We start from the raw sequence: 25,792 nt of genomic DNA, 5'->3' as shown, positions 1-25,792 counted from the left end.
ATCGCACAAACAAAAACGCCCCGACCAAAGTCGGGGCGTTTTCATTTGCAGCTAGCTAAGGCTTAGCGCGGGAATGCTGGCGGGTTTACACCGGCCATGTCTTCCATCACGCGAACCACCTGGCAGCTGTAACCGAATTCGTTGTCGTACCAAACGTACAGAACGACGCGGTTATCCTGGGTGATGGTCGCTTCAGCATCCACGACGCCTGCGTGGCGCGAGCCAACGAAGTCGGTGGAAACCACTTCCTGGGAGCTGACGTAGTCGATTTGCTTATGCAGATCCGAGTGCATGGCCATCTGGCGCAGGTACTCGTTGATCTCTTCGCGGGTGGTAGCCTTTTCCAGGTTCAGGTTCAGGATAGCCATCGACACGTTTGGCGTAGGAACGCGAATCGCGTTGCCGGTCAGCTTGCCCTTGAGCACTGGCAGCGCCTTGGCGGCTGCGGTGGCGGCACCGGTCTCGGTGATTACCATGTTCAGCGGCGCGGCGCGGCCACGACGGCTGCCCTTGTGGAAGTTGTCGATCAGGTTCTGGTCGTTGGTGAACGAGTGAACGGTTTCAACGTGACCGTTGACGATGCCGTACTTGTCGTTGACTGCCTTGAGCACCGGAACGATGGCGTTGGTGGTGCAGGAAGCCGCCGAGATGATCTTGTCGTCCGGGGTGATGTCGCCGTGGTTGATGCCATGAACGATGTTCTTCAGCGCGCCCTTGCCAGGTGCGGTGAGGATCACGCGGGCAGCGCCCGGGCAGGCCAGGTGCTGGCCCAGGCCGTCGGCATCACGCCATACGCCGGTGTTGTCGACGATCAGAGCGTTTTCGATGCCGTACTGGGTGTAGTCGACTTCGCTCGGGCTCTTGGCGTAGATAACCTGGATCAGGTTCCCGTTGGCGGTGATGGTGTTGTTGGCTTCATCAATGGTGATGGTGCCATCGAACGGACCATGAACCGAGTCACGGCGCAGCAGGCTGGCGCGCTTGACCAGATCATTCTCGGCGCCCTTGCGGACAACGATGGCGCGCAGACGCAGGCCGTCGCCACCACCGGTTTTCTCGATCAGGATGCGTGCCAGCAGACGGCCGATACGACCGAAGCCGTACAGGACAACGTCAGTGCCTTTGCGTGCGGAGGCGTTCTGCTGGCCTACCACGTCGGCCATTTCTTCACGCACGAACTGCTCGGCGCTGCGGCCGTTGCCTTCATGCTTGAACTTGTTGGCCAGCTTGCCCAGGTCAACCGAAGCGGCGCCCAGTTTCAGCTCGCTCATGGCCTTGAGCAGTGGGAATGTCTCGTGGACGGAGAGTTCGGTTTCGTCGGTCTGGCGATGACGGGCAAAGCGGTGGGCTTTGAGGATCGAGATCACCGAGCGGTTGATCAGGCTGCGGCCATAGATCGAGCTCACCACGTTGTTATTGCGGTAGAGCTGACCGATAAGCGGAATCATCGCTTCTGCGAGTGCTTCACGGTCGATCCATTCACCAAGACACTGGTCGGGCTTCTGAGTCACGGGAACCTTCCACATGTAGGGGCAGAAAAAAGGGGCTACATTATGCCGCCGTGCGCCCCGTGTAGCAATGCGCGCTTGTCGTAATAGCCGTAACAAATTCCCGTTCAAAAAAATCACGCTTCGCTGAAGCCCAATAAAACCGGGGCCTCCAGCATCGTCAATTTTTTGGGGCCTGCACTGGCTTGTCCGTAACCATCCGTAACACTGGTTCGTTTTACCACTACATATTCGACAATTTCCACGAAAAATCATTCCGATTTTGTCTTTACCACTACATTTCGTCCCACCCGCGTAATAGACACATCTGCAACTGACAGCCGGCACTCGAGACCGCTACAATTACCGACTTTGTCGCAACGCTTGGAGCTCAACCTTCCGTGCCCGTTCTGCGTCTACCGCATCTCCCTGCCGCGGCAGGTAAACAGCATTGGGGCAACCTGCCCGGTGCCGCCCTGAGCCTGGCCATTGCCGAGGCCGCCAGCGCTGCGAAGCGCTTTACCCTGCTGCTGACCGCCGACAGCCAAAGTGCCGAACGGCTGGAACAGGAGCTGAGTTTCTTCGCCCCGGATTTGCCTGTGCTGCATTTCCCCGACTGGGAAACCCTGCCCTACGACCTGTTCTCGCCGCACCAGGACATCATTTCCCAACGCATCTCGGCTCTTTATAGATTGCCGGAGCTGAGCCACGGCGTGCTGGTGGTGCCGATCACCACCGCCCTGCACCGCCTGGCACCGACCAGGTTTCTGCTCGGCAGCAGCCTGGTGCTGGACGTCGGCCAGAAGCTCGACGTCGAGCAGATGCGTACCCGACTGGAAGCCACCGGTTATCGCTATGTCGATACCGTTTACGAACACGGTGAATTCACCGTGCGCGGCTCGCTGATCGACCTGTTCCCGATGGGCAGCAAACTGCCCTATCGCATCGACCTGTTCGACGACGAAATCGAAACCCTGCGCACCTTTGATCCGGAAAACCAGCGCTCGATCGACAAGGTCGATTCGGTCAAGCTGCTGCCGGCCAAGGAATTCCCGCTGGAGAAAGAAGCCGTGACCCGCTTCAAGGCGAGGTTTCGCGAGCGCTTCGATGTCGACTTCCGTCGCTGCCCGATCTTCCAGGACTTGAACAGCGGAATTACCCCGGCCGGCATCGAGTACTACCTGCCGCTGTTCTTCGAGGAGACCTCGACGCTCTTCGATTACCTGCCCCAGGACACACAAGTGTTTTCCTTGCCGGGCATTGAACAAGCCGCCGAGAATTTCTGGAACGACGTGCGCAATCGCTATGAAGAGCGTCGCGTCGATCCATCCCGTCCTTTGTTGCCACCGGCCGAGCTGTTCCTGCCGGTGGAAGACTGCTTCGCGCGCCTGAAAAACTGGCCGCGGGTAGTCGCCAGCCAGCAGGATGTGGAAACCGGCGCCGGCCGTGAGCGCTTCCCCGCGCGGGACCTGCCGAACCTGGCCATCGAAGCCAAGGCCACGCAACCATTGGCGGCGCTCTCGGGCTTCCTCGACGAGTTCCCTGGGCGCGTGCTGTTTACCGCTGAATCCGCGGGCCGGCGCGAAGTGCTGCTGGAGCTGCTGGAACGCCTGAAACTGCGACCGAAGACCGTCGATAGTTGGCCGGACTTTGTCGCCGGCAAGGAGCGCCTGGCGATCACCATCGCGCCACTGGATGAAGGCTTGTTGCTGGACGATCCGGCCCTGGCCCTGGTGGCCGAAAGTCCGTTGTTCGGTCAGCGGGTGATGCAACGCCGTCGCCGCGAGAAACGCGCCGACGCCAACAACGACGCGGTCATCAAGAACCTCACCGAGCTGCGCGAAGGCGCGCCGGTGGTGCATATCGATCACGGTGTCGGTCGCTACCTCGGCCTGGCAACACTGGAAATCGACAACCAGACCGCCGAATTCCTTGCCCTGGAATACGCCGAGGGTGCCAAGCTCTACGTGCCGGTGGCCAACCTGCATTTGATCGCCCGCTACACCGGCAGCGATGATGCACTGGCCCCGCTGCACCGCCTCGGCTCCGAGACCTGGCAGAAAGCCAAGCGCAAGGCGGCCGAACAGGTGCGCGACGTGGCGGCCGAGTTGCTCGATATCTATGCGCGCCGCGCCGCCCGCGAAGGTTATGCCTTCGCCGATCCGAAAGCCGATTACGCCACGTTCAGCGCCGGCTTCCCGTTCGAAGAAACCCCTGACCAGCAAACCACCATCGAAGCCGTGCGCGAAGACATGCTCGCAGCCAAGCCAATGGATCGCCTGGTGTGCGGCGACGTTGGTTTCGGCAAAACCGAAGTGGCGATGCGCGCGGCATTCATCGCGGTGCATGGCGGTCGCCAGGTCGCCATCCTGGTGCCGACCACCCTGCTCGCCCAGCAACATTACAACAGCTTCCGCGACCGCTTCGCCGACTGGCCGGTGACCGTGGAAGTGATGAGCCGCTTCAAGTCGGCCAAGGAAGTGAACGCTGCGGTCGCCGACCTGGCCGAAGGCAAGATCGACATCGTCATTGGCACGCACAAGCTGCTGCAGGATGACGTGAAAATCAAAAACCTGGGCCTGGTGATCATCGACGAAGAACACCGTTTCGGTGTGCGTCAAAAAGAACAGCTCAAGGCCCTGCGCAGTGAAGTCGACATCCTCACCCTGACCGCCACGCCGATTCCGCGCACGCTGAACATGGCGGTGTCAGGCATGCGCGATCTGTCGATCATTGCCACGCCGCCGGCCCGTCGCCTGTCCGTGCGGACCTTCGTCATGGAGCAGAACAAGAGCACGGTCAAGGAAGCCCTGCTCCGTGAGCTGCTGCGCGGAGGCCAGGTCTACTACCTGCACAATGACGTGAAGACCATCGAGAAATGCGCCGCCGACCTCGCCGAACTGGTGCCGGAAGCGCGGATCGGCATCGGTCACGGACAGATGCGTGAACGCGAACTCGAACAGGTGATGAGCGACTTCTACCACAAGCGCTTCAACGTGCTGATCGCCTCGACCATCATCGAGACCGGCATTGACGTGCCGAGCGCCAACACCATCATCATCGAGCGTGCCGACAAGTTCGGCCTGGCGCAGTTGCACCAATTGCGCGGCCGGGTCGGACGCAGTCACCACCAGGCCTACGCGTACCTGCTGACGCCACCGCGCCAACAAATCACCCCGGACGCCGAAAAGCGCCTGGAAGCGATTGCCAATACCCAGGACCTCGGCGCAGGCTTCGTGCTTGCCACCAACGACCTGGAAATCCGTGGTGCCGGCGAACTGCTCGGCGATGGCCAGAGCGGCCAGATCCAGGCTGTCGGTTTCACGCTGTACATGGAAATGCTCGAGCGCGCGGTGAAGTCGATTCGCAAGGGCGAGCAACCCAACCTCGATCAACCGCTGGGCGGCGGTCCGGAAGTCAACTTGCGCGTACCGGCACTGATTCCCGAAGACTACCTGCCGGACGTTCATGCACGCCTGATTCTCTACAAGCGCATCGCTTCGGCCACGGACGAGGAAGGCCTCAAGGATCTGCAGGTGGAGATGATCGACCGCTTCGGTCTGCTGCCCGAGCCGACCAAGAACCTGATGCGCATCACCGCCCTCAAACTGCAGGCCGAGTTGCTGGGCATCAAGAAAGTCGACGGCGGCCCGCAAGGCGGTCGTGTCGAGTTCGCGGCACAAACCCCGGTCGACCCGCTGACCCTGATCAAACTGATCCAGGGCCAACCCAAACGCTACAAATTCGAAGGTGCCACGATGTTCAAATTCATGGTTCCGATGGAGCGCCCGGAAGAGCGCTTTAATACTGTAGAGGCGCTGTTTGAGCACCTCATCCCGAAAACTGCTTGAAGGACGCCGCATGCGCCTGTTTCGCTCCCTGACCTTGTTGATGATGACGCTGGTCACCCCCTCGGCTTTTGCCGATGATCTGTATCAGATTGAAATGATTCTCGTGCGGCAAAATGCCGTGCCCGCGATTGTCAGCCGGACAGCGCCGGAAGACTGGGACGCCGGCGCCCAACGCATCAACCCCGACAGCCTGCGCACACCGAGCCTCAATGGCGAAGTGGAAAAGCTCACCGCCAGCAATGAATACGAGGTGTTGCTGCACAAGGCCTGGCAACAGACCCTTGGCGAAGAGACCACCAAGGTCGCAATCAGCGAGGGTAAGGAACAATTCGGCCAGTTTCCGATCGAGGGCACGCTGAGCATGAAACTGGGGCGCTTCACCGACGTCGACGCGGACTTCTGGGTCAACCAGATCAACGCCGATGGCCTGGTCACCGCCAGTGAACGCCTGAAGACCGAAAGCCATACCAAAAACGGGCAGCTGAACTTTCTCGATGCCGGCCATCTCGGCCTGCTCATCAAGATCACCTCGCTGACCGCCCCAGCGCCTCGGCCAGTCCCCGAAGAAATTCCGGACTGATTGACTTCCTATGTCCGCGACCCTGAGCAAACCCCTGGCACCTTCCTGGGTCAGCCGATTCAAGGAACAGAGCCTGGAGCGTGGCCGCCGCTACGCACTGGAAAATCGCGTCAGGATCGTCGAGGCCGGCGACGCCACGATTACGGCGGCCTGCGAAGGCTCTGGCGGTAACGTTTACCGTCAGACCATTCGCTTGCGAGAGTCGGCCAAAGGCACGCTGCTGATGATCGACGCTACGTGCTCCTGCCCGGTCCACAGCAACTGCAAACATTGCGCGGCGGTCTTGCTGCAAGTGCAGGAAACCCTCGCCTACCCCGCTGCCGCCAAAGATGCCGAGCTTCTGGAAAAACTCCAGGCCGTACTGGAAAATCGTAGTCCGAAGGCACCGCCGCAAGTGCTGGTGGACAACGTGCAACCGGTTCCGCGCCTGTGGCTGGCGAGTATCGAGTTCAGCGCCTTTGAACCGCGCAACGGCCGCATGCAGCGTTACATCCAACACCGCGCGGCGCTGTCCTTCAGCTATCTGGATGAATACGTATCCGGACAGAAAAACGCTGACATCCTGATTCGTCAGGAAACACAGACGCTACGGGTAAAACGTCACCCGGAAGTGGAACAGTCCTACCGGGAACAGCTACGCATTCTCGGCTTCAAAATAGCCACACGCCAAAGCAAGGCCTTGCCGGAAAGCGCCGGCGAGCTGTTCGAGATGGTCAATGACAGCGCCTGGCTGACCTTCACCCTGAACGAACTGCCGAAGCTGCGAACACAAGGCTGGGAGCTGCAGATCAACGAGGACTTCGGCTTCGACCTGACAGCGGTGGATGACTGGTACGCCACGGTCGAGCAGGTGCCGGAACGTGACTGGTTCGATCTGGAACTGGGGATCATCGTCAACGGCGAACGGCTGAGCCTGCTGCCGATCCTGCTGAACCTGATGCGCTCGCACACCGAAATCCTCAACCCGGAACGCCTGGCCCGACGTCGCGACGACGAGTTGATCCTGGTGAACATTCCCAACAGGCCGAACTCCGAACACGGCCCCATGCAAGTCGCCTTGCCATTTGGCCGCCTGAAGCCAGTGCTGGCGACGCTCGGTGAGTTCTACCTGCAAGAGCCCGGCGAAACCACGCTGCGCTTGAGCAAGGCGGACGCCACGCGCCTCAACCCGCTGGAAGACCTGCCGCTGCTCTGGGAAGGCGGCGAACAGATCCGCACCTTTGCCCAGCGCCTGCGCGACATCAAGGACTACACCGCCAACGTCCCAGAAGGCTTGAATGCGACACTGCGTCCTTATCAGCTGGAAGGCTTGAGCTGGATGCAGTCGCTGCGGCAACTGGAGGTTGGCGGGATTCTCGCGGACGACATGGGCCTGGGCAAAACCCTGCAAACCCTGGCACATGTTCTCAGCGAGAAAAACGCTGGACGTCTCGACCGCCCTTGCATGGTCGTGATGCCTACCAGCCTGATACCGAACTGGCTCGACGAAGCCGCGCACTTCACACCGCAACTCAAAGTACTGGCGCTGTACGGCGCCAGCCGCAAAAAGCATTTCGAGAACCTGGCGGATTACGACCTGATCCTGACCACCTATGCATTGCTGCCCAAGGATGTCGAACGCCTGGCGACACAGCCGTTGCACATCCTGGTACTGGATGAAGCGCAGTACATCAAGAACCCAAGCAGCAAGGCCGCCCAGGCTGCCCGCGAGCTGAACGCCCGCCAGCGTTTGTGCCTGAGTGGCACGCCACTGGAAAATCACTTGGGCGAGCTGTGGTCGCTGTTTCATTTCCTGCTGCCGGGCTGGCTCGGCGATGTGAAAAGCTTCAACCGCGATTACCGTGTACCGATTGAAAAACGCACCAGCGAAGTACGACTCCAGCACCTCAACGGTCGGATCAAGCCCTTCCTGTTGCGCCGGACCAAGGAGCAGGTGGCCACCGAGCTGCCGCCGAAGACCGAAATCATCCATTGGGTGGAACTCAATGAGGCCCAGCGCGACGTTTACGAGACCATGCGCCTGGCCATGGACAAGAAAGTCCGCGACGAAATCACCCGCAAGGGCGTGGCCCGCAGCCAGATCATCATCCTTGAGGCGCTACTGAAACTGCGCCAGGTGTGCTGCGATTTGCGCCTGGTCAACGATGCCACCCTGCCAGCTCGCGGCAGCACCTCGGGCAAGCTCGATAGCCTGATGGAAATGCTCGAAGAGTTGTTCGACGAAGGGCGGCGGATTCTTTTGTTCTCGCAATTCACTTCAATGCTGTCGTTGATTGAAGACGAACTGAACAAACGCGGCGTGGCCTACGCACTACTGACCGGACAGACCCGCGACCGGCGCACGCCGGTGAAGGACTTCCAGAGCGGTAAACTCCAGATTTTTCTGATCAGCCTGAAGGCAGGTGGCGTCGGCCTCAACCTGACGGAAGCCGACACCGTGATTCATTACGATCCGTGGTGGAACCCGGCGACAGAAAATCAGGCCACCGACCGTGCCTATCGCATCGGCCAGGAAAAACCGGTATTCGTCTACAAACTGATCGCGCGCGGCACGGTGGAAGAAAAGATTCAGCATCTGCAGAAAGAAAAATCCGATCTCGCGGCCGGCGTGCTGGATGGCCGCCAGGCCGGGGACTGGAAACTGCAGAGCGATGATATCGAGGCGCTGTTTGCGCCGTTGCCGGATAAGCTGGAGAAGCGCTGAAATTAGCTGCGCCGGATAGATCGCCATCGCGGGCAAGCCCGCTCCCACAGGGTTATCACAGTACCTGTGGGAGCGGGCTTGCCCGCGATAGAGTCAACTCGATGTAGCGCCTTACTCAGCCCCTAAGCACCCGCGCCAACGTCGACTTCACCTTGCCCATCCCGTCATGCAACGCCTGCTCGATCTCAGCCATGGTAATCACCGCCGTCGACTTGCCCGCCGCCGGGTTCACCACCAGTGCCAGACAGGCATAATCCAACTCCAGTTCGCGAGCCAAGGCCGCTTCCGGCATTCCGGTCATGCCGACGATGTCGCAACCGTCACGCTCCAGACGGGCGATCTCGGCTACGGTTTCCAGACGAGGCCCCTGGGTGCAGGCATAGACACCGTGAGTGCTGTAACCAACGCCTTCAGCCGCCAGTGCCGCGATCAATTGCTGACGCAGCGGCTCGCTGTACGGATAGCTGAAATCGATGTGCGTGACCTGCTCCAGGTCATCGGCAAAATAGGTGTGCTGGCGACCGCTGGTGTAGTCGATCAGTTGATGCGGCACACAAAAATGCCCGGTGCCCATCGCCGCATGAATCCCGCCCACAGCGTTGACAGCAAGAATCGCTTCGGCCCCGGCCTGCTTCAGCGCCCAAAGGTTGGCGCGGTAGTTCACCTGGTGCGGCGGAAACCGGTGCGGATGGCCATGACGCGCGAGGAACAACACTTCCTTGCCCGCGTATTCGCCGATCTGCACGTCGGCCGAGGGCGCGCCGTAGGGCGTGTCGACCGCCAATGACTGACGAATGCTCAAGCCTTCGAGCTGAGTCAGGCCGGTACCACCGATAATCGCGTAAACCGTCATAACGAACAGTCCTTAATCAATCAATTGAGCTTCTTTGAGCGCGCCGACGGCTGTCAGCCAGCGCGGGTCCTGACGGTATTCGGTGCTCGCAAACGACTGGCCGCGCATCCGCGCGATCCGCGCAGACGGCTTGACCTTCAGGCGTTGCGCGGCGCTCAGGGCCAGTTCAGCGGCCGCGCGATCATTGCACACCAGGCCCATGTCACAGCCAGCAGTCAGCGCCGCCTCGATTCGGCTGGCGGCATCGCCCACCACATGGGCGCCTGCCATGGACAGGTCGTCGCTGAAAATAACGCCGTCGAATTGCAGCTCGCCACGCAGGATGTCCTGCAACCAGCGGCGGGAGAAGCCGGCAGGCTGGGAATCCACTTGCGGATAGATAACGTGGGCCGGCATGACCGCCGCCAGTTGTTTGCTCAATTTGGCGAACGGCACCAGGTCATTGGCGCGGATTTCGTCGAGACTGCGCTCGTCATTCGGGATCGCCACGTGGGAGTCCGCCTCGGCCCAACCGTGGCCAGGGAAATGCTTGCCGGTGGCAGCCATGCCCGCGCTGTTCATGCCGCGAATAAACGCCCCGGCCAGCAGCGCTGCACGCTCCGGATCCCCCTCGAACGAGCGGGTTCCGACCACCGCGCTGCGCTGGTAATCGAGGTCCAGCACCGGCGCGAAGCTCAGGTCCAGACCAACAGCCAGCACCTCGGTAGCCATGATCCAGCCACATTGCTCGGCCAGGTATTCGGCATTCGGGTTATCGGCAATTGCACGCATGGCGGGCAGCCGCACAAAACCCTGACGCAGTCGCTGAACACGCCCCCCTTCCTGATCCACCGCCAACAGCAGATCGGGACGAATGGAACGGATCGCCGCGCTCAACTCGCGCACCTGACGCGAGTGCTCGATATTGCGGGCAAAAATGATCAGACCGCCCACTTCGGGTTGGCGCAACAATTGGCGATCTTCAGCCGTCAGCCAGGTACCGGCGACGTCCACCATCAACGAGCCTTGCAGGCCAGCAGTCATAGAGATTCCTTGATAACGATAAACCCGGTTCGCAAGAATTCGCCGCCATGGGCAGTGCCCGGCAGGTCGGCGATATCAATGGGAAACGGGTTCAGAACGAGAGTCGGCATGGGCGGCTAGCTTAACGGATGTCAGCTGCCGCGCCCACCCGTGTGCGGTCAAACCTTGGCGGCAACCGGTGTCGATTTGCTACGTGGACGCAGTTGCGCGGTGGCCATCGCCGTATCGGTGACACCGGTCTCGGCACGCATGCCGGCCGCGAGGAACGGCACCATCAACCGCATGACCTGCTCAATGGAGGTATTGACCCCGAAGTCGGTCTCGGCAATCGCACGCAACGCCTTGATACCGGACATGCTGAACGCGGCCGCACCGAGCATGAAGTGCACGCGCCAGAACAGTTCGATCGGCGGAATACGTGGGGCTGCTTCGTTGACCAGCATCATGTAGCGGCGGAACACCTTGCCGTACATGTCTTCCAGATAACGACGCAAATGCCCTTGGCTCTGACTGAAGGCCAGTCCCAGCAATCGCATGAAGATAGACAGATCGTTGCCGCTGCGCGGCTGCACCACCAGCGCCTGCTCGACGAGGATTTCCAGCAGTTCTTCGAGGGTGGGCTTGATTTCAGGCTTGGCCTGGCGTCGCTCCAGCTCCTTGTCGAGACTGATGCAGAACGGCCCGAGAAAACGCGAAAAGACCGCTTGAATCAGCGCCTTTTTTGATCCGAAGTGATAGTTCACCGCCGCCAGGTTGACACCGGCCTTGCTGGTGATCAGACGCAACGAGGTTTCAGCGAAACCTTTCTCCGCGAACAACTGCTCGGCAGCATCAAGAATGCGTTCAACGGTTTCCGACTGGGCCATGGCTACTCCGCCTGACAAACACTTGTTTGAAACATACGTTTCAGCCTGTGCCTTGTCAAGTCTGGCAGTTCGTTTTGGGAATGGTCGGTCAGACATTTAACCATACAACTGCAAAGCTTCAATCAGAAGGCTGATCGACCGTCCGGCGGGCGGCAAAAAAACGGGCATTGCCAAGATCGCTTCACTGTATATAATCCCAGTCACTGTATAAAAAAACAGAGCGATCAATATGCTAAAGCTGACGCCACGCCAAGCCGAAATTCTGGCCTTCATCAAGCGCTGCCTGGAAGACAACGGCTACCCGCCGACCCGCGCGGAAATCGCTCAGGAGCTGGGCTTCAAATCGCCCAACGCGGCCGAAGAACACCTCAAGGCGCTGGCCCGCAAGGGCGCGATCGAAATGACCCCGGGCGCGTCCCGAGGAATCCGCATTCCCGGCTTCGAAGCCAAGGCCGATGACTCCAGCCTGCCAATCATTGGCCGAGTGGCCGCCGGTGCACCGATCCTCGCCCAGCAACACGTAGAAGAGTCCTGCAACATCAATCCTTCGTTCTTCCATCCACGCGCCGACTATCTGCTGCGGGTGCATGGCATGAGCATGAAGGATGTCGGCATTTTCGATGGTGATCTGCTGGCTGTCCACACCACACGCGAAGCGCGTAATGGCCAGATCGTGGTTGCGCGGATCGGCGACGAAGTGACCGTCAAACGCTTCAAGCGTGACGGCAGTAAGGTTTGGCTGATTGCGGAAAACCCTGAATTCGCGCCTATTGAAGTGAACCTTAAAGATCAGGAATTGGTGATCGAAGGCTTGAGTGTCGGCGTCATTCGCCGCTAAAGGAGGCTTTATGCAGTTCCCACACACTTCACAACAAACCCAACTGCCATTGCTGTTCGAGGCATTCCTGGCGCAGCCGTTGGTGCCAGCCCTGAAGGAAGTGGTCGAGTCGCCCTGGAGCACCGACCCTGAGGTATTCAGTGAATTGTCTCTTCGTGGTGCAGCCGGGAACTGCCTGAGCCTTCTGGCGCCGATCCTTCGAGATCTGAGTCAGGAGCAGGACGCACGCTGGCTGACATTGATCGCCCCTCCCGCCAGCCTGACCCAGACCTGGCTGAGGGACGCCGGCCTCAACCGCGAACGCATCCTGCTCCTGCAACCACGCGGCACCCAAAGCGCCCAGCAACTGACCTGCGAAGCACTTCGCCTCGGGCGCAGTCACACCGTCGTCAGCTGGCTCAACCCGCTGAGCGCAACGTCGCGGCAACAGCTCATCAGCGCCGCCCGGACCGGGGACGCACAAAGCCTGAATATTCGATTGGGTTAACCAGCAAACAAGACGCACATTGAACAGTGCGGGGCTTCTCCAGGGATAGAGAAGCCGACCTATACCAACATTCGAAGATATCGACGGACGGGCATCAATGAAGGACCCGTGCGCCCTCTTCTTTGTCGAATTCGCCCTCAACCAGGCGTCCGGCCATCTGAACGCCAACGCTCAACATCGCCTTGGCGACTTCCACGTGCTGGCCTTGCAGGAACGCTTTGGCGTCCTCGGAGAAATCCAAAGTAACCAGAGAACCCTCGTCCTCAGCCCTGCGCAGCTCGATACGGCCGTCTGGTAACTCGACAATTTCTAGAAAGGACGTTGGCATAAAGGTCTGTTCTCCACGAAAGGCGAGGATTATATAGGCAACGGCCAAGCTTCGCTCGGGATCTTGAGGAACGGTAATCGACCAGCCATTACAAGAAATCTCCTGCGATCACTCCCAGCCAGACGCGCATACCGCTCCATACCCTTCAAAAATTCGGCTTGTACTCAAAGGCCGCTGACGCTTGGGAGTCGGCAAATGGAACGATCACCGATTTTTTGTTCAGGCAGCTGTTAACGAAGGAGTTAGGGAACATCTGGATGGAGTTATTGAATACCTCCACGGCGCCATTGAAGATCGTGATAGCCGCGCCGATATTGTCTTGCTGCTCAGTTATTTCCCGCATGAAACTGTTAACCAGCTCGCTGGACTTGAGCTCTGGGTAAGCCTCAAATGCCACAGCCATTCCCGCGATCAAATCCCGAGTCCCTTTCTGCACCGGCGCAAGAGCATCCCCGTTGGCTTCTTGTGGCAATTTGCCAATAGCCGAGCGCAGCCCCGTGATCTTTTCCAGCAGCGCACTCTCGTACTCTTTGAAGCTCCTGACTTGCTGCTCAAGCAAATCAAGCACTCTGGTTTTCTGACGCTCATAGACAAGGACATCGGCCCAAGCGCGTTGAGCCCGGTTATGACGCCCAATGATACGGTTGTAGCAGATCCAGAAGTAGATCCCGACTATCGCCGTGACAACCAATAGAAACCCCATCGTTTAATGCTCCATGCTTTTCAAAGATTTTGGTGAAAGCGCAAAGTTGTCGTCCTGCAGTTCGGCCAGACGGTGCACCCATGAAAGTAAAAAATCCAGACGAGGCATTCGAATCCCCGCCTCAACATGCTGCTCCAAGGCTTGCAAATCATTGAATCCATCGGTTGCGGCTGATGCCAATAAATCAGGATCGCTGAAACCAAGACACAGCCGACCGTGTCCGGAGAATTCCAGATTGACGTCGCTGAATTGCTGACGAAGTTGCAGGAGATGCAGCACAGTTGCAGGCTTTGCAAAAACAGCGCAGGCCATCTGGTTCGCGCCAGTCAGGCAAAAAGCCTTGTTGAATTCATTGGAGGCTGTATCCAGGGCGTCCTCAAGGTCCACAGCTCGATGTTGGTCGCCGCGCACGGCCACATTTTTGACCCACGGAAAATCAAACACCAGACTGAAACGGGCAAATTCAAGATCGCGCGTTCTGGTTTCTTCCTTGGTACCACCCGCGCCATCCGGTACGTTGACCTTGTAGGTTTCCCGATCTACATATTGCAAGCTCTGATAGTTGAAGGACAACTCATGAACCGCTCCCGGGTAAATACCCTGCGCGGTCCTCAGAATCGTCCGGCTATAGGAGCCCCTACGGAAATCCTTGAACTCACCGGCCAACGCTTCAAGCACCTTCACGTCGGGCTTGAAACGCTCAGTCAGTCCATGGGTGAGCAATGATGATTTGTGGATGAGGTCTCTCGAAAGCGCTTCGATCGCACCAGATCTGTTCTCCATCACCAACCAGCCACCTATCAGAAAGGCGATGCCCAGCACGATAAATGGCACGAAAAGCAGTGCCGCTGCTACCAAAGCCAAACCAACGTACAGAAACAACTTTGGGGTCGAGTTATCGAACGCCAATACCTCGCCAAATGACCTCAATTGCTTAATCACATCAAGCAAATCGGTCTTGTTTGTGGCCGCTTCGACACGAGCGTCACATTGTTCAATCAACTGACGCAGCTTTTTGTTATGTAAAACCGTAGACATGCTTCATCCCTGAAGAATAAAAAACGCAGGTACCGATGCCGTTATGGGTTCAGCACTCGTTCAAGCCTTCGCGAAAGCGAATCGCCAGGCTTTTGAGGTTCTGACGCCAGCTCTCCAGCTCCTCACGGCTCAATTCCTGAGGTGCCTCTTCTTCATCCAGGTTTACGGCCTGAATCAACGGTTGTGTCACGTCACCCTTGGGCTTGTGCGGCACTCGTGGCGGCTGAAACAGCGTGGCATGAGCCGCCAGCAGCTTGGCCAACCAGGTTTCCGGGTTATTGGCCAGTTCGACCATCTCGGCCATTTCAGGAATGGCGATGCTTTCCAGTACTTCTCGGGTAAGCAGCGATTCGGCCCGGGATGCATTCGCCTGGGGCAACCGATAGAAGCCGGCGATTTCATGGCACAACCCCAACAGGGCCCCGTACAGGTGAAACAACGCCGATTCGCGGCCAGCCTGAATCAGGGCCAGGGAATTCATCGCCCGCCCCTCTTCAGCCCTGGCGAGCGCTTCCAGCGACAGGCCGGCGAAATAAATCTTCTGGTTGGTGCGGGTATAAAGTTCGTGGGCCATGACGGCAGCCTCCACAACGAAATGATGCTTCACGCAAGTCTGACAGTGTCGTGGATGACCCAACTCCACCGCAAGCCCAAAACAAAAAGGCCGCATGAAAACCCGAGGGTTTCATGCGGCCTTTTCTGTACAGGGCCTGTCAGGACTTCGCGGCGGGGCGCTTATCTTCAACGGTCCATTTGCCACCATCGTAATACGCTTTCCAGCCAGTCGGTTTACCGTCGACTTCCGTCTGCACGTATTGCTCCTTGGTCTTGCGGCTGTAACGGATCACGGCTGGGAGGCCATCCGGATCTTTCTTTGGCGCTTCACACAGGAAGTGATACTTCGGATCGATTTCATCCTTGTGTGGAATGATTTCCATCACCAGCGGAGCACGGGTCTCGCGGTTTTTCGGGAACTGGCTGGCCGCCAGGAACAGGCCTGAAGCACCGTCGCGCAGGATGTAGGTGTCGTTGACCTTTTCGCATTTCAGCTCAGGCATCTTCACCGGATCCATCTTCGGCGGCGCCGCATCACCGCTCTTCAGCAGTTTGCGGGTGTTCTTGCAGGTCGCATTGGTGCAACCGAAGAACTTGCCGAAACGGCCAGTCTTGAGCTGCATCTCGCTACCGCACTTGTCACATTCCAGGCTCGGACCTTCATAGCCCTTGATGCGGTAAACACCTTCCTCGATTTCGTAGCCGTCACAATCCGGGTTATTACCGCAGATGTGCAGCTTGCGCTTCTCGTCGAGCAGGTAGGCATCCATCGCGGTGCTGCAGATCGGGCAGCGATGCTTGCCACGCAGAACCAGCGACTCCGATTCACCTTCGTCATCCGCGGCGATTTCATCGCCCGGCACCAGGTTGACGGTGGCCTTGCAGCGTTCTTTTGGCGGCAGGCTGTAACCCGAGCAACCGAGGAACACGCCGGTGGACGCAGTGCGAATCTGCATCGGACGGCCACAGGTTGTGCACGGAATATCGGTCATCACCGGCTGGTTGGCACGCATGCCGTTGTCCGGGCTCTCGGCCACTTCGAGTTTTTTCTTGAAGTCGCCATAGAACTCGTCGAGTACGTTTTTCCAGTCGCGCTCGCCCTGGGCCACGTCATCGAGATGCTCTTCCATGCCGGCGGTGAAGCCGTAGTCCATGAGGTTGGAGAAGCTCTCGGCCAGACGCTCGGTGACGATGTCGCCCATCTTTTCCGAATAGAAACGACGGTTGTGCAACGCCACGTAGCCGCGATCCTGAATAGTGGAAATGATCGCCGCATAGGTCGAAGGACGACCGATGCCGCGTTTTTCCATTTCCTTGACCAGGCTGGCTTCCGAGTAACGCGCCGGCGGCTTGGTGAAATGCTGGGTTGGATCAAGCTTGATCAGCTTCATCGCGTCGCCCTGGGCCATGTCCGGCAGCACATCGTCATCGCCGGGCTTGGCGATTTGCGGCATGACACGGGTGTAACCGTCGAACTTGAGAATACGGCCCTTGGCACGCAGCTCGAAGTCGCCGGCGCCCACGGTGACCGTGGTCGACAGGTATTGCGCCGGCAGCATCTGGCAAGCGAGGAACTGGCGCCAGATCAGCTCGTAGAGCCGCTCTGCGTCACGCTCCATGCCCGACAGCTTGCTCGGCTCGGTGTTGGCGTCGGACGGACGAATCGCTTCGTGAGCCTCCTGGGCGCCTTCCTTGCTGCTGTAGACGTTCGGAGTGTCCGGCAGGTACTTCTTGCCGAACTCGCCTTCAATATAGGTACGCGCCATCGCCACGGCATCAGCCGAGAGGTTGGTGGAGTCGGTACGCATATAGGTGATGTAGCCGGCTTCGTACAAACGCTGGGCCATCATCATGGTTTTCTTCACACCGAAGCCCAGGCGGTTGCTCGCGGCCTGCTGCAGGGTGGAGGTGATGAACGGTGCCGACGGCTTGCTGCTGGTCGGCTTGTCTTCACGCTTGACGATGCTGTAGCTGGAAGCCTTGAGCTTCTCCAGCGCGGCCATGGCCTGGGCTTCGTTCAGCGGCTTGAACGCCTCGCCCTTCTCGCGCGCGACGTCGAAACGCACGGTGGCGCCCTTGGCGGTGCCGAGGTCGGCGTGAACTTCCCAGTACTCTTCCGGAATGAACGCGCGAATTTCACGCTCACGCTCGACCACAAGCTTCACCGCAACCGACTGCACACGGCCAGCGGACAGACCACGAGCGATCTTGGCCCACAGCAATGGCGAAACCATGTAACCCACCACGCGATCGAGGAAACGACGCGCCTGCTGGGCGTTGACACGGTCGATGTCCAGCTCGCCTGGCTGGGAGAAGGCTTCCTGGATCGCCTTCTTGGTGATTTCGTTGAACACCACGCGTTTGTAGCGGCTGTCGTCACCACCGATGGCTTCGCGCAGGTGCCAGGCAATGGCTTCCCCCTCGCGATCCAAGTCGGTTGCGAGATAGATGGTGTCAGCATCCTTGGCGAGCCGGCGCAGCTCTTCGATGACCTTTTCCTTGCCTGGAAGGATCTCGTACTTGGCTTTCCAGCCATGATCGGGATCGACCCCCATGCGAGCGACCAGCTGCTTGCGCGCCTTTTCTTTCGGCGACAAGGCCGGCGCTTCACCCGCAGCAGCCTTGCCGCGCTTGGCGGCTGGCTCTTTGCTGGCGCTAGCCGAACCGCTGGTGGGCAGGTCTCGGATATGGCCGATACTCGACTTCACCACGTATTCGTTGCCCAAATACTTGTTGATGGTCTTGGCCTTAGCCGGGGATTCCACAATGACCAGCGATTTGCCCATGGATCAGAAAATTCCTGAATTCTAGAAGTGAAAGGCGGTTGGCGCCTGACGCGGCACCGCTATATATAGTGGCTACAAGGTGAGGTCAAGCGCAGGGTATTGCGCGCACTCAGCTTATGGCTTTGTAAAAAGGCTCTCTTCGGCTTGCACCAAAGCAAAGCGTGGGACCTGTTCGCCGTCAACTTCGACCGACTCCAGGAACATGCTCAAGGGACGCACCCAAAAGCCGTAATCGCCATACAGGGCTTGGTAGAAGACCACTTCTTCCTCGGTTTCCGAATGCCGCGCGACACTGAACACACGGTACTGAGGACCTTTGTAATGTTGGTAGAGCCCAGGTTGTATCGGCATGCTTCGGCCCTCACTCAAATTTTTTCAAAATAAAAACAAAAATAAATCCGGAAAAACAAAAACCGGGGCACTTGGCCCCGGCTTCCGTCAACGAAACGCTTAAACGCGTTCGAAGACGGTGGAGATGCCTTGGCCGAGACCAATGCACATGGTGGCTACCCCAAAGGTGCCGCCATTTTGCTTCATCACATTGAGCAAAGTGCCGGAGATACGCGCACCGGAACAACCGAACGGGTGACCCAGGGCGATCGCGCCGCCGTGCAGGTTAACCTTCTCGTTCATCTTGTCGAGCACTTTCAGATCTTTCAGCACTGGCAGGGCCTGTGCGGCGAAAGCTTCGTTGAGCTCGAAGAAGTCGATATCGTTGATGCCAAGGCCCGCGCGCTTCAATGCTTTTTGTGTGGCCGGTACTGGACCATAGCCCATGATCGCCGGGTCCACACCTGCCACCGCCATCGAGCGAATCACCGCCATAGGCTGGATGCCCAGGTCCTGTGCACGCTGCGCCGACATCACGATCATGCACGAAGCACCATCGGTGATCTGCGACGAAGTACCGGCAGTCACGGTACCGCCCTTCGGGTTAAACGCTGGCTTCAACGACGCCAGGCTTTCCAGGGTGGTTTCCGGACGAATGGTCTCGTCGTAGTCGAACAGTTTCAGGAAACCGTTCTCGTCATAACCCTGCATCGGGATGATTTCGTCTTTGAACTTGCCTTCCACGGTCGCCTTGTGGGCGAGTTGGTGGGAGCGCATGCCGAAAGCGTCCTGCTGCTCGCGAGTGATGCCGTGCATCTTGCCCAGCATTTCTGCGGTCAGGCCCATCATGCCCGAGGCTTTCGCCGCGTACAGGGACATGTGCGGGTTCGGATCGACACCGTGCATCATGCTCACGTGGCCCATATGCTCGACGCCGCCGACGACGAATACGTCACCGTTGCCAGTCATGATCGCCTGAGCGGCAGTGTGCAGCGCGCTCATGGACGAGCCACACAGACGGCTGACGGTCTGGCCGGCCGAGGTGTGCGGGATCTGGGTCATCAGTGACGCCATGCGGGCGATGTTCCAGCCCTGCTCCAGGGTCTGGTTCACACAGCCCCAGATCACGTCCTCGACTTCGTTAGGGTCGACCTTGACGTTGCGCTCCAGCAGCTTGCTGATCAGGTGCGCCGACATGTCTTCAGCACGGGTGTTGCGGTGCATGCCGCCCTTGGAGCGGCCCATCGGAGTACGACCGAAGTCGACAATCACGACGTCTCTAGGATTCAAGCTCATAAGTTCACTCTCACTCTAGTTGGGGGCGCTTAACCGAAAAAGCGCTGGCCGTTTTTGGCCATTTCGCGCAGCTTCGCGGTCGGGTGGTACAGCGCGCCCAAATCAGCGTACTGGTCAGCCAGGGCAACGAACTCGGCAACACCGATCGAGTCGATGTAGCGCAGCGCACCGCCACGGAATGGAGGGAAACCAATACCGTAGACCAGACCCATGTCGGCTTCGGCAGCGGTTTCGACAATGCCGTCTTCCAGGCAACGCACGGTTTCCAGGCACAGCGGGATCATCATCCAGTTGATGATGTCTTCGTCAGTGACTTCGCGCTGTTCAAAGACGATTGGCTTGAGCACTTCCAGCACCGACGGATCGGCAACTTTCTTCTGCTTGCCCTTCTTGTCGGTCTCGTAGGCGTAGAAGCCCTTGCCGTTCTTCTGGCCTAGGCGCTTGGCTTCGTAGAGCACGTCCACGGCCGAACGACTATCGTCTTTCATGCGGTCCGGGAAGCCTTCAGCCATCACGTCACGACCGTGGTGGCCGGTGTCGATGCCGACCACGTCCATCAGGTACGCCGGGCCCATCGGCCAGCCGAATTTTTCCATGACCTTGTCGATACGGACGAAGTCCACACCAGCGCTGACCAGCTTGGCGAAACCGCCGAAGTACGGGAACAGTACGCGGTTGACCAGGAAGCCCGGGCAGTCATTGACCACGATCGGGTTCTTGCCCATTTTCTTGGCGTAGGCAACGGTGGTGGCAACGGCCAGTTCGCTGGACTTCTCGCCACGAATCACTTCCACCAGCGGCATCATGTGCACCGGGTTGAAGAAGTGCATGCCGACGAAGTTTTCCGGACGCTTGAGGGCCTTGGCCAACAGGCTGATGGAAATGGTCGAGGTATTCGAGGCGAGGATGGTGTCCTCTTTGACCTGGGCTTCGACTTCCGCCAGAACGGCTTGCTTGACCTTCGGGTTCTCGACGACGGCTTCAACCACCAGGTCGACGTGACCGAAGTCACCGTAGGACAGGGTCGGACGAATGCCGTTGAGCACTTCAGCCATTTTCGCGGCGGTCATGCGGCCTTTTTCGACACGGCCAACCAGTAGCTTGGCGGCTTCGGCCAGACCCTGCTCGATACCGTGTTCGTTGATGTCCTTCATCAGGATCGGCGTGCCTTTGGAAGCCGACTGATAAGCGATGCCGCCACCCATGATGCCAGCACCCAGTACGGCGGCCTGCTTCACGTCCTTGGCGATTTCGTCGTAGGCCTTGGCCTTTTTCTTCAGTTCCTGGTCGTTCAGGAACAGACCGATCAGGCTCTGCGCGGCAGAGGTCTTGGCCAGTTTGACGAAACCGGCGGCTTCGACTTCCAGCGCCTTGTCGCGACCGAAGTTCGCAGCTTTCTGGATCGTCTTGATCGCTTCGACCGGGGCCGGGTAGTTCGGACCTGCCTGGCCGGCCACGAAACCTTTGGCGGTTTCGAAAGCCATCATTTGTTCAATGGCGTTCAGCTTGAGTTTCTCAAGCTTCGGCTGGCGCTTGGCCTTGTAATCGAACTCGCCGGAAATGGCGCGCTTGATCAGTTCCAGCGCAGCATCCTGCAGCTTTTCAGGGGCAACCACGGCATCGACGGCGCCGACTTTCAGCGCGTCTTCAGGACGGTTTTCCTTGCCGGCGGCAATCCACTCGATGGCGTTGTCGGCACCGATCAAACGCGGCAGACGCACGGTACCGCCGAAGCCCGGGTAGATGCCCAGCTTGACTTCCGGCAGGCCGATCTTGGCCTTGGTGGACATGACGCGGTAGTCCGCCGCTAGGCACATTTCCAGACCGCCACCCAATGCGATGCCATTGATCGCGACAACAGTCGGGACGTTGAGGTCTTCGAAATCGCTGAAAATCCTGTTGGCTTCGAGGTTGCCAGCAACAAGCTCTGCATCCGGCAGCTTGAAGTTGTCGACAAATTCGGTGATGTCGGCGCCGACGATGAAGACGTCCTTGCCACTGCTGACGATCACACCCTTGATCGAAGCATCTGCCTTGATGGCGTCCACGGCCTGACGCAGTTCGTTCAGGGTTAGACGGTTGAACTTGTTGACGGACTCACCCTTGAGATCGAACTTCAGTTCGACGATGCCACTTTCAAGAGCCTTAACCGTGATGGCTTTACCTTCGTAAATCATCAACTGATCTCCACGATATGGAAGCTGAACAGTACACGTCGGACGCAGGCGAATGGCTCGGCAGGGACGTCAATCGTCAATGCTACGCCTATCCACCCGGCACACCCGCCAACGCGATAGTCGGGATTCTGTAGGAGCGTTCTGTAAACAAACGCTCAATTCATACGCCCGTTTGATTTGGGTACGCCACCTTCACGGAATTTCCGACAATTGTCAATCGCCCAAAATGCGGGTTGAAATGCGACTTTGCGGTCATTTCTGTAAGACGAAGGCCTGCAACACGCGGCTGCATGTGCAAACATTCATAGGATCAATCTTTAGAAAAGTCGCCCTAATTCACTGCAGCCTTTGTTTAACAGGCTATGCTGGCGGAACTTCAGGGAAATTGTGAACGCTTTTGGCGAATGCCAAGCGCAGGATCAGCCCAAACCCGGATTACCGGCCTGCCTGGCCAACCCCCGCCCGATGATGTTGTCGGGCTTTTTATTGCCTGGGAAAAATGGCTATGGCGCGTCTCTGTGGGAGCGAGCCTGCTCGCGAAAAACCTGAGAACACCACGGAGTGCCAGATTTCAAGCGCCATCATTGACGACCATCGCGAGCAAGCTCGCTCCTACAGGAGATCGGGGATCAGGCGAGGGCTTTGAGGGTGGCGTCGATGTGCTGCAAAACCTCGGCCTCACCCTTCTCGCCCCAATACAAGGCGATCATTTGCTTGTCGGCTTCGACTTTGTAGACGTTATCCGGCAATTTTTCGAAATGATTGAGCAGCACCTGATCCTCGCAGATTTCCTGCCACTGATTCACCCACAGACCCGGTGATTTTTGCCAGTAACTCCAGCAGGCAGGCTGGGTGCCGCGTCGTGGCCGATGGTACTGCGCACAAGGGTTTGGCGGCTCCTGGCCAAGCCAGTGCGGCCACTCTTGAGGCGCCAATTGCATGGCCAGCCCAATGCGACGAGCCTCCATGCGCAGCGCCATGCGGCCACTCTGGTGACGAGACGGTCGCAACCACGCCAGGGGGCTGAGCACCACCAGCAGGATTGACACCACTATCCAGACCGTCATATCTGTACTCCCGATTTTGAATGAGCGCATTCGATCACTTTGGAACCGATGCGCTTGAAACCAGCCATACTTACCAATATTGCGTTCCTCAGGAGGAGCACCTCATGCCCTACAACCATATTCTGGTCGCTGTAGATCTAACCGAAGAGTGCGACCCTGTAATACACCGTGCTCGCGAACTGTCGGTTAGCAACGGCGCGAAATTGTCCCTGGTGCACATTGTCGAGCCGATGGCGATGGCCTTTGGCGGCGACGTGCCAATGGACCTGTCACAACTGCAACAACAGCAGTTCGACCAGGCCAAGGAACGCCTCGACCGGTTGATCGTGAAGTATCCGGAGCTTTCCAGGGAATACAGCCACCTGACCTACGGCCAGCCACGCCAGGAAATTCACCACCTGGCCAAGGAGCAAGGGTGCGACATGATAGTGGTCGGCAGTCACGGGCGACATGGCCTGGCACTGCTGCTGGGCTCGACCGCCAACGATGTGCTGCACGGCGCGCCCTGCGACGTACTGGCGGTGCGCCTGCAAAGCAAAAGCTGACAACGCTGCCCCTTGTAGGAGCGAGCTCGCTCGCGATGGTCGTCAACGATGACGCGGGAAGCCTGATGCCCTTTGGTGTTCTCTGGTTCATCGCGAGCGAGCTCGCTCCTACAGGGAATCGATTGCAGTACATATGAAAAGCCCGGCATTCATCACTGAATGCCGGGCTTTTTCATGGCAGGATCAATCACGCATCCAGTTCGGCCCAGCGCTCGACCATCACGTCGAGTTCAGCCTGAAGCTGCGACAATTGTTCGATCACCGCTGCAGTTTCCGCCGCCGGACGCAGGTAGAAACCGGCATCCGCCATCTGAGCCTCAACAGAAGCAATCTGCTGCTCCATCGCTTCGATCTGCCCTGGCAACGCTTCCAGCTCGCGCTGCAACTTGTAGCTGAGCTTCTTCTTGGCCACTGGCGCTTCGACAGCTACCGCAACCGGCGCAGGCTCGGCCTTGACCACGGCGGAGTTCAAATCGGCCTTGCCGGATTTGCTTTCAGTCACACCCAACAGACGCGGCGAACCACCTTGGCGCAGCCAGTCCTGATAACCGCCGACGTATTCACGAACCTTGCCTTCGCCCTCGAAAACCAACGTACTGGTCACCACGTTGTCGAGGAATGCCCGGTCGTGGCTGACCATCAGCACGGTGCCGTTGAACGTCAGCAAGACCTCTTCCAGCAGCTCGAGGGTTTCAACGTCGAGGTCGTTGGTCGGTTCGTCGAGGACCAGCAGGTTCGCCGGCTTGCTGAACAGCTTGGCCAGCAACAGACGGGCACGCTCACCACCGGACAGCGCCTTGACTGGCGTGCGGGCACGCTGCGGGCTGAACAGGAAGTCGCCGAGGTAGCTCAGTACGTGGCGGCTCTGGCCGTCGATGTCGATGAAATCTCGGCCTTCGGCGACGTTGTCGATCACGGTCTTTTCCAGATCCAGCTGATGACGCAACTGGTCGAAGTAGGCGACGTCGATCTTCGTCCCCTCTTCCACTTTGCCGCTGGTCGGCTGCAAGCCGCTGAGCATCAGCTTCAGCAACGTGGTCTTGCCGGTGCCGTTGGCGCCAAGCAGACCGATACGGTCGCCGCGCTGCAGCACCATGGAGAAATCCTTGATCAGGAACGGCCCGCCCGGGTGAGCGAAGCTCACATTCTCGAGCACCATCACCTGCTTGCCGGACTTGTCGGCGGTTTCCAGCTGGATGTTGGCCTTGCCGGTGCGCTCACGACGCTCGCTGCGTTCGACGCGCAGGGCCTTCAAGGCACGCACACGACCTTCGTTACGGGTGCGCCGGGCCTTGATGCCCTGGCGAATCCACACTTCTTCCTGGGCAAGACGCTTGTCGAACAACGCGTTGGCGGTTTCTTCGGCAGCGAGTGCGGCTTCCTTGTGTACGAGGAAACTGGCGTAGTCGCCGTTCCAGTCGATCAGGCCACCACGGTCCAGCTCAAGAATGCGGGTCGCAAGGTTTTGCAGAAAGGAACGGTCGTGGGTGATGAACAACACGGCGCCCTGGAAATCCTTCAGGGCTTCTTCGAGCCAGGCGATCGCACCGATGTCCAGGTGGTTGGTCGGTTCGTCGAGCAGCAGCAGATCCGGTTCGGACACCAGGGCCTGGGCCAGCAGGACGCGACGACGCCAGCCGCCGGACAATTCGGCGAGGGTCTTGTCGGCTGGCAGCTGCAGGCGGCTGAGGGTGCTGTCGACCAGGGTCTGCAAACGCCAGCCATCGCGGGCTTCGAGGTCGTGCTGGACGTGCATCAGCTTGTCCAGGTCGGCGTCGGTGACGATGTTCTGACTCAGGTGGTGATATTCGGCAAGCAACGCACCGACACCGTCAAGGCCTTCGGCCACTACGTCGAACACCGTCCGCTCGTCGGCTACCGGCAATTCTTGCGGCAATTCGCCAATCTTGAGGCCGGGTGCGCGCCAAACGGAGCCGTCGTCGGGCTTCTGGTCGCCCTTGACGAGCTTCATCATGCTGGACTTGCCAGTGCCGTTGCGGCCGATGATGCACACCCGCTCTCCACGGGCGATCTGCCAGGACACCTTGTCCAACAACGGCATAGCGCCGAAAGCAAGGGACACATCGCTGAATTTGAGCAGGGTCATGAGCTTCTCCAAAAACCGGGCGCGCATTCTACCTGAATCGAGGCTTCAGAAGGCCGGCAATTTCACTGTCGAAGCACTCTGCACAACAAATGTTGCGAACTGATGCAGACAGGCCCGCAAAGCTTTCGCCCGCTGCTGGCAAAAGGCTAAGCTACGGATAATTCAGTGTGG

The 25,792-nt window shown here is 58.9% G+C and carries 20 protein-coding genes; 6 read left to right on the top strand and 14 right to left on the bottom strand.

Annotation, left to right across the window (positions count from 1 at the left end):
* Nucleotides 1-62: 62 nt before the first annotated feature.
* Nucleotides 63-1,526, bottom strand: a complete 1,464-nt coding sequence (locus HNQ83_RS07025; RefSeq protein WP_175388283.1) for a glyceraldehyde-3-phosphate dehydrogenase — start codon at nt 1,524-1,526, stop codon at nt 63-65.
* A 362-nt stretch (nt 1,527-1,888) separates the two neighbouring features.
* Here HNQ83_RS07025 and mfd point away from each other — a divergent pair, with 362 nt between their 5' ends.
* The 3 genes from mfd to HNQ83_RS07010 are packed head-to-tail and all read left to right on the top strand — an operon-like array spanning nt 1,889 to nt 8,622.
* Complete coding sequence (gene mfd / locus HNQ83_RS07020) at nt 1,889-5,338, top strand: transcription-repair coupling factor (RefSeq protein WP_175388282.1); 3,450 nt, start codon at nt 1,889-1,891, stop codon at nt 5,336-5,338.
* Nucleotides 5,339-5,348: 10 nt separating this feature from the next.
* Nucleotides 5,349-5,918: a CsiV family protein gene (locus HNQ83_RS07015; RefSeq protein ID WP_175388281.1), complete on the top strand. Its 570-nt coding sequence runs from the start codon at nt 5,349-5,351 to the stop codon at nt 5,916-5,918.
* 10 nt (nt 5,919-5,928) lie between these two features.
* Complete coding sequence (locus tag HNQ83_RS07010) at nt 5,929-8,622, top strand: DEAD/DEAH box helicase (RefSeq protein WP_175388280.1); 2,694 nt, start codon at nt 5,929-5,931, stop codon at nt 8,620-8,622.
* A 115-nt stretch (nt 8,623-8,737) separates the two neighbouring features.
* Here the strand turns inward: HNQ83_RS07010 and HNQ83_RS07005 are convergent, their stop codons facing one another.
* From HNQ83_RS07005 to HNQ83_RS06995, 3 genes are all read right to left on the bottom strand, one after another.
* A complete protein-coding gene (locus tag HNQ83_RS07005; protein WP_175388279.1) occupies nt 8,738-9,475 on the bottom strand; it encodes an S-methyl-5'-thioinosine phosphorylase in 738 nt (245 codons plus the stop codon).
* Nucleotides 9,476-9,487: 12 nt separating this feature from the next.
* Complete coding sequence (gene nagZ / locus HNQ83_RS07000) at nt 9,488-10,498, bottom strand: beta-N-acetylhexosaminidase (protein WP_175388278.1); 1,011 nt, start codon at nt 10,496-10,498, stop codon at nt 9,488-9,490.
* 158 nt (nt 10,499-10,656) lie between these two features.
* Nucleotides 10,657-11,364 (bottom strand): TetR/AcrR family transcriptional regulator, encoded by a 708-nt coding sequence (locus HNQ83_RS06995; RefSeq protein ID WP_175388277.1) that lies wholly within the window; start codon nt 11,362-11,364, stop codon nt 10,657-10,659.
* A gap of 229 nt (nt 11,365-11,593) precedes the next feature.
* Between HNQ83_RS06995 and lexA the strand changes: the two genes are divergently transcribed.
* Nucleotides 11,594-12,202 carry a transcriptional repressor LexA gene (gene lexA, locus HNQ83_RS06990; protein ID WP_047531364.1) on the top strand — a complete coding sequence of 203 codons (609 nt, stop codon included), beginning with the start codon at nt 11,594-11,596 and terminating at the stop codon, nt 12,200-12,202.
* A gap of 10 nt (nt 12,203-12,212) precedes the next feature.
* On the top strand, nt 12,213-12,689 hold the full coding sequence (gene sulA / locus HNQ83_RS06985; RefSeq protein ID WP_175388276.1) for an SOS-induced cell division inhibitor SulA: 477 nt from the start codon (nt 12,213-12,215) through the stop codon (nt 12,687-12,689).
* 94 nt (nt 12,690-12,783) lie between these two features.
* On the opposite strand, the gene HNQ83_RS06980 is transcribed toward sulA, so the two are convergent.
* The 9 genes from HNQ83_RS06980 to HNQ83_RS06940 form a co-directional block, all read right to left on the bottom strand.
* Nucleotides 12,784-13,017 (bottom strand): hypothetical protein, encoded by a 234-nt coding sequence (locus HNQ83_RS06980; protein ID WP_007995277.1) that lies wholly within the window; start codon nt 13,015-13,017, stop codon nt 12,784-12,786.
* Nucleotides 13,018-13,162: 145 nt separating this feature from the next.
* Nucleotides 13,163-13,720 carry a LemA family protein gene (locus HNQ83_RS06975; protein WP_175388275.1) on the bottom strand — a complete coding sequence of 186 codons (558 nt, stop codon included), beginning with the start codon at nt 13,718-13,720 and terminating at the stop codon, nt 13,163-13,165.
* A gap of 3 nt (nt 13,721-13,723) precedes the next feature.
* Nucleotides 13,724-14,758: a hypothetical protein gene (locus tag HNQ83_RS06970; RefSeq protein WP_175388274.1), complete on the bottom strand. Its 1,035-nt coding sequence runs from the start codon at nt 14,756-14,758 to the stop codon at nt 13,724-13,726.
* Between the two features lie 49 nt (nt 14,759-14,807).
* Nucleotides 14,808-15,332, bottom strand: a complete 525-nt coding sequence (locus HNQ83_RS06965) for a DUF6586 family protein (RefSeq protein WP_175388273.1) — start codon at nt 15,330-15,332, stop codon at nt 14,808-14,810.
* Nucleotides 15,333-15,471: 139 nt separating this feature from the next.
* A complete protein-coding gene (gene topA, locus HNQ83_RS06960; RefSeq protein ID WP_175388272.1) occupies nt 15,472-18,099 on the bottom strand; it encodes a type I DNA topoisomerase in 2,628 nt (875 codons plus the stop codon).
* Between the two features lie 114 nt (nt 18,100-18,213).
* The gene (locus HNQ83_RS06955; RefSeq protein WP_007986363.1) at nt 18,214-18,450 is read right to left on the bottom strand and encodes a DUF1653 domain-containing protein; all 237 of its coding nucleotides are present in this window, start codon (nt 18,448-18,450) and stop codon (nt 18,214-18,216) included.
* Between the two features lie 99 nt (nt 18,451-18,549).
* Nucleotides 18,550-19,725, bottom strand: a complete 1,176-nt coding sequence (gene fadA / locus HNQ83_RS06950; RefSeq protein WP_175388271.1) for an acetyl-CoA C-acyltransferase FadA — start codon at nt 19,723-19,725, stop codon at nt 18,550-18,552.
* Between the two features lie 29 nt (nt 19,726-19,754).
* Nucleotides 19,755-21,902 carry a fatty acid oxidation complex subunit alpha FadB gene (fadB, locus tag HNQ83_RS06945; RefSeq protein WP_175388270.1) on the bottom strand — a complete coding sequence of 716 codons (2,148 nt, stop codon included), beginning with the start codon at nt 21,900-21,902 and terminating at the stop codon, nt 19,755-19,757.
* Between the two features lie 629 nt (nt 21,903-22,531).
* Nucleotides 22,532-22,969: a hypothetical protein gene (locus tag HNQ83_RS06940; RefSeq protein ID WP_175388269.1), complete on the bottom strand. Its 438-nt coding sequence runs from the start codon at nt 22,967-22,969 to the stop codon at nt 22,532-22,534.
* Between the two features lie 104 nt (nt 22,970-23,073).
* Between HNQ83_RS06940 and HNQ83_RS06935 the strand changes: the two genes are divergently transcribed.
* Nucleotides 23,074-23,514: a universal stress protein gene (locus HNQ83_RS06935; protein WP_175388268.1), complete on the top strand. Its 441-nt coding sequence runs from the start codon at nt 23,074-23,076 to the stop codon at nt 23,512-23,514.
* A 187-nt stretch (nt 23,515-23,701) separates the two neighbouring features.
* On the opposite strand, the gene HNQ83_RS06930 is transcribed toward HNQ83_RS06935, so the two are convergent.
* Nucleotides 23,702-25,621 (bottom strand): ATP-binding cassette domain-containing protein, encoded by a 1,920-nt coding sequence (locus HNQ83_RS06930; protein WP_175388267.1) that lies wholly within the window; start codon nt 25,619-25,621, stop codon nt 23,702-23,704.
* Nucleotides 25,622-25,792: the final 171 nt, after the last annotated feature.

Source organism: Pseudomonas sp. C2B4, from assembly GCF_013359695.1.
Taxonomy (GTDB): domain Bacteria; phylum Pseudomonadota; class Gammaproteobacteria; order Pseudomonadales; family Pseudomonadaceae; genus Aquipseudomonas.
This window is presented reverse-complemented; position numbering and strand designations above follow the sequence as displayed.

Coding starts and splice junctions, on each gene's coding strand:
- HNQ83_RS07025 (WP_175388283.1), bottom strand. CDS start 1,526: ATGTGGAAGGTTCCCGTGACTCAGAAGCCCGACCAGTGTCTTGGTGAA.
- HNQ83_RS07015 (WP_175388281.1), top strand. CDS start 5,349: ATGCGCCTGTTTCGCTCCCTGACCTTGTTGATGATGACGCTGGTCACC.
- HNQ83_RS07010 (WP_175388280.1), top strand. CDS start 5,929: ATGTCCGCGACCCTGAGCAAACCCCTGGCACCTTCCTGGGTCAGCCGA.
- HNQ83_RS07005 (WP_175388279.1), bottom strand. CDS start 9,475: ATGACGGTTTACGCGATTATCGGTGGTACCGGCCTGACTCAGCTCGAA.
- nagZ (WP_175388278.1), bottom strand. CDS start 10,498: ATGACTGCTGGCCTGCAAGGCTCGTTGATGGTGGACGTCGCCGGTACC.
- HNQ83_RS06995 (WP_175388277.1), bottom strand. CDS start 11,364: ATGGCCCAGTCGGAAACCGTTGAACGCATTCTTGATGCTGCCGAGCAG.
- lexA (WP_047531364.1), top strand. CDS start 11,594: ATGCTAAAGCTGACGCCACGCCAAGCCGAAATTCTGGCCTTCATCAAG.
- sulA (WP_175388276.1), top strand. CDS start 12,213: ATGCAGTTCCCACACACTTCACAACAAACCCAACTGCCATTGCTGTTC.
- HNQ83_RS06980 (WP_007995277.1), bottom strand. CDS start 13,017: ATGCCAACGTCCTTTCTAGAAATTGTCGAGTTACCAGACGGCCGTATC.
- HNQ83_RS06975 (WP_175388275.1), bottom strand. CDS start 13,720: ATGGGGTTTCTATTGGTTGTCACGGCGATAGTCGGGATCTACTTCTGG.
- HNQ83_RS06970 (WP_175388274.1), bottom strand. CDS start 14,758: ATGTCTACGGTTTTACATAACAAAAAGCTGCGTCAGTTGATTGAACAA.
- HNQ83_RS06965 (WP_175388273.1), bottom strand. CDS start 15,332: ATGGCCCACGAACTTTATACCCGCACCAACCAGAAGATTTATTTCGCC.
- topA (WP_175388272.1), bottom strand. CDS start 18,099: ATGGGCAAATCGCTGGTCATTGTGGAATCCCCGGCTAAGGCCAAGACC.
- HNQ83_RS06955 (WP_007986363.1), bottom strand. CDS start 18,450: ATGCCGATACAACCTGGGCTCTACCAACATTACAAAGGTCCTCAGTAC.
- fadA (WP_175388271.1), bottom strand. CDS start 19,725: ATGAGCTTGAATCCTAGAGACGTCGTGATTGTCGACTTCGGTCGTACT.
- fadB (WP_175388270.1), bottom strand. CDS start 21,902: ATGATTTACGAAGGTAAAGCCATCACGGTTAAGGCTCTTGAAAGTGGC.
- HNQ83_RS06940 (WP_175388269.1), bottom strand. CDS start 22,969: ATGACGGTCTGGATAGTGGTGTCAATCCTGCTGGTGGTGCTCAGCCCC.
- HNQ83_RS06935 (WP_175388268.1), top strand. CDS start 23,074: ATGCCCTACAACCATATTCTGGTCGCTGTAGATCTAACCGAAGAGTGC.
- HNQ83_RS06930 (WP_175388267.1), bottom strand. CDS start 25,621: ATGACCCTGCTCAAATTCAGCGATGTGTCCCTTGCTTTCGGCGCTATG.